This window comes from Corallococcus llansteffanensis, from assembly GCF_003612055.1.
Lineage (GTDB): Bacteria > Myxococcota > Myxococcia > Myxococcales > Myxococcaceae > Corallococcus > Corallococcus llansteffanensis.
Genome location: NZ_RAWB01000635.1, coordinates 1 through 5,327, shown reverse-complemented (window position 1 = coordinate 5,327; position 5,327 = coordinate 1). Strand labels below are relative to the sequence as shown.

The window sequence follows — 5,327 nt, the reverse complement described above, 5'->3', positions numbered from 1 at the left end:
GCCCCCGCCCGCCCCGGCGGAGGACCAGACCACGCTCCAGCTGCTGGTCGCGAACCTGGACTACGACGACTACGTCGGCCGTCTGGCGGTGGGTCGCGTGCAGGCGGGTCGCATCACGGCCAACCTGCCCGTCTCCGTCCTGCGCGAGGGCGGCAAGGTGCAGCCCGGCAAGATCGTGAAGCTGTACGGCTTCTCCGGCCTGAAGCGCGTGGAGATCGCTGACGCGGGCCCCGGTGAGATCGTCTCCATCGCGGGCATCGAGGAGATCTCCATCGGCGACACCATCGCCGACCCCGAGAAGCCGGTGGCCCTGCCGCGCATCACCGTGGACGAGCCCACGATGATGATGATCTTCAAGGTCAACGACGGGCCGCTCGCGGGTAAGGAAGGCAAGTTCGTCACCTCCCGCAACCTGCGTGAGCGCCTGTACCGCGAGGCCTACCGCAACGTGGCCGTGCGCGTGGAGGACACCGCGACGCCGGACGCGTTCCGCGTGGTGGGCCGTGGCGAACTCGCGCTCGCGGTCATCATCGAGAACATGCGCCGTGAAGGCTACGAGCTGACGGCCTCCAACCCGGAGCCCATCACCAAGACCGTGGACGGCGTGCTCCACGAGCCCATGGAGCTGCTCTTCTGCGACGTGCCCGAGGGCAGCGTGGGCGTGGTGACGGAGCGCCTGGGGCCCCGCAAGGGCCGCATGAGCGACATGCAGCAGCTGGGCTCGGGCCGCACCCGGCTCCAGTTCCGCATCCCCGCGCGCGGCCTCATCGGGTTCCGCTCGGAGTTCCTCACCATCACCCGCGGTGAGGGCATCATGAGCAGCCAGTTCGACGGCTTCGAGCCGTGGTTCGGCTACATCCCCAAGCGCGCCAACGGCGCCATCGTCTCCGACCGCCTGGGCGACACCGTGCCCTACGCCCTGTTCAGCATCCAGGAGCGTGGCCAGCTGTTCGTGAGCGAAGGCGTCACCGTGTACGAGGGGATGATCATCGGCGAGCACTCCCACCCGTCCGAGCTGAACGTCAACTGCTGCCGCGAGAAGAAGCTCACCAACATCCGCGCCGCCGGCCGCGACGAGAACGTCATCCTCGTCCCGCCGCGCGAGATGGGGCTGGAGAAGGCCCTGGAGTGGATTGCCGACGACGAGCTCGTCGAGGTGACGCCCAAGTCCGTGCGCATGCGCAAGAAGGCGCTGGCCAACGGCGACCGCTACCGCGCCGAGCGTGAGCGCAAGCGCGAAGAGCGCAACGACGAGTAAGGCGCTCTTCCCTTCCGGGAAGTCCTTGAGAGGCCGTCACCCTGAAGCCGGGTGGCGGCCTCTTCTTCGTTCGGAGGTGTGGACCATGGTGGAGTCGAACGCGGGCAGCCCCCGCGGCCTGCTGTATCCCCGGCCGGACGCGCGGCACTTCGACCATGCGCGCCTCCTGCCCTCCGAGGACCTGCGCCCCTGGGTGGAACACTTCTGGGCCGTGCGGTGGGACCTGCGCGACAGGCCGCCCTACCTCCAGCAGAACCTCAGCCACCCGAGCATCCACTGGAGCTTCGAGCACGGCACCTCCCGCATCCACGGCGTCCCGCATGGCCGCTTCTCCGTGCTCCTGGAGGGCCTGGGCGGCGTGTTCGCCATCAAGTTCCGGCCCGGCGGCTTCTTCCCCTTCCTGGGGACGCCGGTGGCCGCGCTCGCGGGGCGCACGGTGGACGCGGCGACGCTGCTGGGCCCGGAGGCGCTCGCGCTGCAGGAGGCCCTCCTCGCCACCGACGTCACCCGCGACGCGGACCGGGAGCGCGCTGCCCTCGCGGAGGCCTTCCTGCGCTCGCGCCTGCCCGCGCCAGACGCGAACGTCGCCCGGGTGCAGGCGCTGGTGACGCGCATCCTGGAGGACCGCGCGGTGACGAAGGTGGAAGACCTGGTGTCGCCCGGAGGCCCGCACCTGCGCACGCTGCAGCGGCTGTTCCGACGCTACGTGGGCGTGAGCCCCAAGTGGGTCATCCAGCGCTACCGCCTGCACGAGGCCGCCGAGCGACTGCGGGAGGCCACGCCTCCGGACCTGGCGACGCTGGCGCTGGAGCTGGGCTACTTCGACCAGGCGCACTTCATCCGCGACTTCCGGCGCGTGGTGGGCTGTCCGCCCGCGGAGTACGCCCGGCGCGCGCCCGGCCCCGTCCCCGAGGCCCGGCGCACGTAGCCGCGGGGCACGGCCTCAGAACGTGTACTTCACCCGGGGGAACACGGCGAACGTCATGATGTTGGGCCCGATGATGTAGCGCCCGAGCAGGTCCGCGCCGACGGAGAAGTGGTCGAAGGACGTGGCGTACTCCACGCCCACGCCCAGGCCCGCGTTGAACGCGTTCACGGAGCGGCCCGGGTCCCCCTCGTCGGGGTCCACCGGCGTCGGGTCCAGGCGCGTGTAGCCCGCCGCCACCTTGGGCGTCAGGTAGAAGCGGTTGGCCAGCCTCACGTGGTACGCGGCCGTCAGGTCGCCAAAGGCCACGGTGAAGTTGTCCGACAGCGCGCAGACGTTGGAGCCCGGCAGGTAGCCCGCGAAGCAGTTCTGCGCGGAGGACCCCAGCGCGAAGTGCGCCCCCAGCGACAGCCGCTCCGTCAGGTCGTAGCCGATGCCCAGCTGCAGGTACGACTGCGCGTTGGAGTAGTTGTTCTCACCGCCCACGGTGAAGAACACCCCGACGTCCGTCTCGGTGAAGAACCCCCGGCGCGGCTCGAAGGGCACGCCTTCCGGCGGCGTTGCGCCCAGGGCCGGCGTCCCCAGCGCGAGCGCGGCCAACAGCAGCGACTTCCTCACGACTCCTCCCGTCACGGTAGTCCTCTCGCTCCACACGCACTCCCGGAGCGGCGCACGGACACTAGTGATGCCCGGCACGAAACGGCAGCGGGGAAAAACGAAAATGGCGTGGACCGTTTCGTCCACGCCATTTGGTCTTCCAGTCTACGAACCGACCGACGTCGGGGCCCCGCCGCTACCCCTCACCGCCAGCGTCCGCGCCAGAGGGCGAGAACAGCCAGGGGTACGTCACGGACACCACGCCGCCGCCCTTGGGCTCCGGGAACTTCCAGCGACGGATGCGGGAGATCATGCAGTTCTCCGCGGGAGAGCTGCCCAGCGTCGTCTCCGACACGTTGGCATCCGCCACCGCGCCCGCCGGGTCGATGGTGAAGGCCACCGCGACCTTGCCCGCCAGCGCCGGGTTCTTGTTCAGCTCCGACTCGTAGCAGTACTTGATCTCGTTCTGGTGCCGCCGGATGACCTTGGCGATGACGTCCTTGTCCAGGCCGCCCACCACCGTCGTCTTGCCGGGGATGACCTTGGTGACGGACTTGCCACGGCCGCCCAGGTCGATGCCGCCCGAGCCGCCCACGCCGCGTCCATTGCCCTGCGTGCCCAGGCCACCGATGCCCAGCGCCGTGCCGCCGCCGCCATTGCCGGTGCCGCGCGAGCCCAGGCCGCCCACGCCCTGCGCGTCACCCATGGCCGCGCCGCCCTTGAGGCCGCCCAGCGAGTTGTTGATGCCGGTGCCGATGCCGCCCGGACCGAACACGTCCGACGCGCCACCCTTCATGCCCTTGAGCGCGCCCAGCAGGCCCACCTTGCCCACCACCTGGCGGTCCTTCTCCTTCTTGCTCTTGTCCACCACCGGGGTGCCCGGCTTCGAAGGCGCGGCCTCCGCCAGCTTCGCCTCCTCCTTGCCGAACTTGCCCTCTTCGTCCTTCGCCTTGGCGCCCTCTTCCACGCCGGAGAGCTGGAGCTTCTTCGCCTCCACCTTCTTCTCCGGGGCGATGAGGAACTTCGCCACGCGCTGCTGGGACTCGAAGACGTCGTCCGCGGACTTCGTCTCCGTGTGCGGCGTGAGCAGCAGCGCGGTGACGAACGCGGCCGACGCCAGGATGCAGATGGCGGCGATCTTGAAGTAGCTGAAGTCGCGGTCGGCCAGCGAGGTGGCCAGGATGACCGGAGACGGCTTCACGTAGCGCATCACGAACGACACGGTGCCCAGCGACACCTCCGCGCGGTCGTGCAGGCCCAGGGTGAACAGCTGCTCCTGATCCGCGGCGGCCTGGTTGAGCTGCCCCGCGGCGCGCAGCGCGTCCTTGGTGCGCACGTCACCCTTGTTGGTGACGAACACGCCGGAGCCCGCCGGAGCGCGCAGTTCCAGCTTGTCGCCCTTGCTCACCGCGAGCACGTGGCTTGCGCCCACCTGCGGCACGAACACGTGGAAGGCGTTCTTCTTGCCCTCGCCGATGGTGACCGGAGCGCCGTCCTTGAAGTGCTGGACCTCCAGCATCTGGTCGCCCCAGAGCAGCGACACCTGGAGCACCTTCGCCTCGGGCGTCGGCTGCGCGTCCAGGGGCAGGGGCTCCTGCAGGTGCGGCAGGGGCTGCGGCTTCTTCGCCGCCACCACCGCCTGCGGGGTCGCCTTGCGCACCATCGCCGGAGGGGCCTCGAACACCGGGGTGGGCGCCGCCGTGTGGGCCGTGGCCATCTGCGCGCCCATCGCCCCCACCGGAGCGGAGCGCGGCGTGCTCACCGTGCCCACGACGTTGGAAGGTGCCGCTGCCTGCACCGGAGGCCGGGGCGGCGCGACGTCGCGCCGGACCTGGACCTGGGCCTGGGGGCCCACCGGAGCCTGCTGCGCCGGGTGCATCGCCGGACGCTGCGGAGGCAGTTGCTGGAACACCCCGGGCTTCGCCACCGCCGCGCCCGCCGGAGCCACCGGCCGGGGCGTGTCACCGAAGAGCACCTCCACCCGCGAGGTCCCCACCGTCAACACGTCACCCGGCTTGAGCGCCGTGGGAATGACGAGCCGCTGCCCTGAGACCTGGGTGCCACCTTCGCTGCCCAGGTCGATGGCCGTCACGGAGCCATCGTGGTCCACCTTCAGCATCACATGGAGATTGGAGACCCGCGGGTCCTGAATCTTCACCGCCGCTTGGGCGCCCGACCCCACGATGACACTTTCCGCCTCCGACACGGTCTCCTGGATGGAGCCATCGGGGGTGGTGATCCGAAGCGTCAAACCGTTTTTTCTCGCCGCCGCCATGAAGTTCTTCCTTCTTCCCTTCCCGTCCCGAAAACGTTCAACGCCACGTGATGCCGTCTAAAGATTGTCCGCTGACTTCTGCAACTCCGGGTCGAAGTTCTCCCGGACCTTGATGAGGCTTTGGAAGTCCGTCTTCTTGCGGTTGAGGACGTACGAACCTTCCGGCTTGGTCAGCTCGCCCTCGACCGCCACATCCGTGAAATCAATCACCGTCTTCTTGCGGTACACGGTGCGGTCCTCTTCCTGGATGACCTTCACCGTGTCCTTGCCGC

The 5,327-nt window shown here is 69.6% G+C and carries 5 protein-coding genes; 2 read left to right on the top strand and 3 right to left on the bottom strand.

The annotated features are described in order from the left end of the window. The coding region (locus tag D7V93_RS36970; protein WP_120647825.1) for an EF-Tu/IF-2/RF-3 family GTPase at nt 1-1,258 on the top strand (1,258 nt) is incomplete at its 5' end. Between the two features lie 85 nt (nt 1,259-1,343). Next, entirely contained in the window at nt 1,344-2,186 is an 843-nt protein-coding gene (locus D7V93_RS36965; protein ID WP_120647824.1) for an AraC family transcriptional regulator, read from the top strand. 15 nt (nt 2,187-2,201) lie between these two features. Here D7V93_RS36965 and cglE read toward each other — a convergent pair whose 3' ends face one another. The 3 genes from cglE to D7V93_RS36950 form a co-directional block, all read right to left on the bottom strand. Then, nucleotides 2,202-2,801, bottom strand: a complete 600-nt coding sequence (gene cglE, locus D7V93_RS36960; RefSeq protein ID WP_120647823.1) for an adventurous gliding motility protein CglE — start codon at nt 2,799-2,801, stop codon at nt 2,202-2,204. 175 nt (nt 2,802-2,976) lie between these two features. After that, nucleotides 2,977-5,055, bottom strand: coding sequence for a TonB family protein (locus D7V93_RS36955; protein WP_120647822.1), 2,079 nt, complete (start codon nt 5,053-5,055; stop codon nt 2,977-2,979). A 57-nt stretch (nt 5,056-5,112) separates the two neighbouring features. Then, nucleotides 5,113-5,327 (bottom strand): hypothetical protein (locus D7V93_RS36950; protein WP_120647821.1); only part of this gene is annotated, 215 nt, incomplete at its 5' end.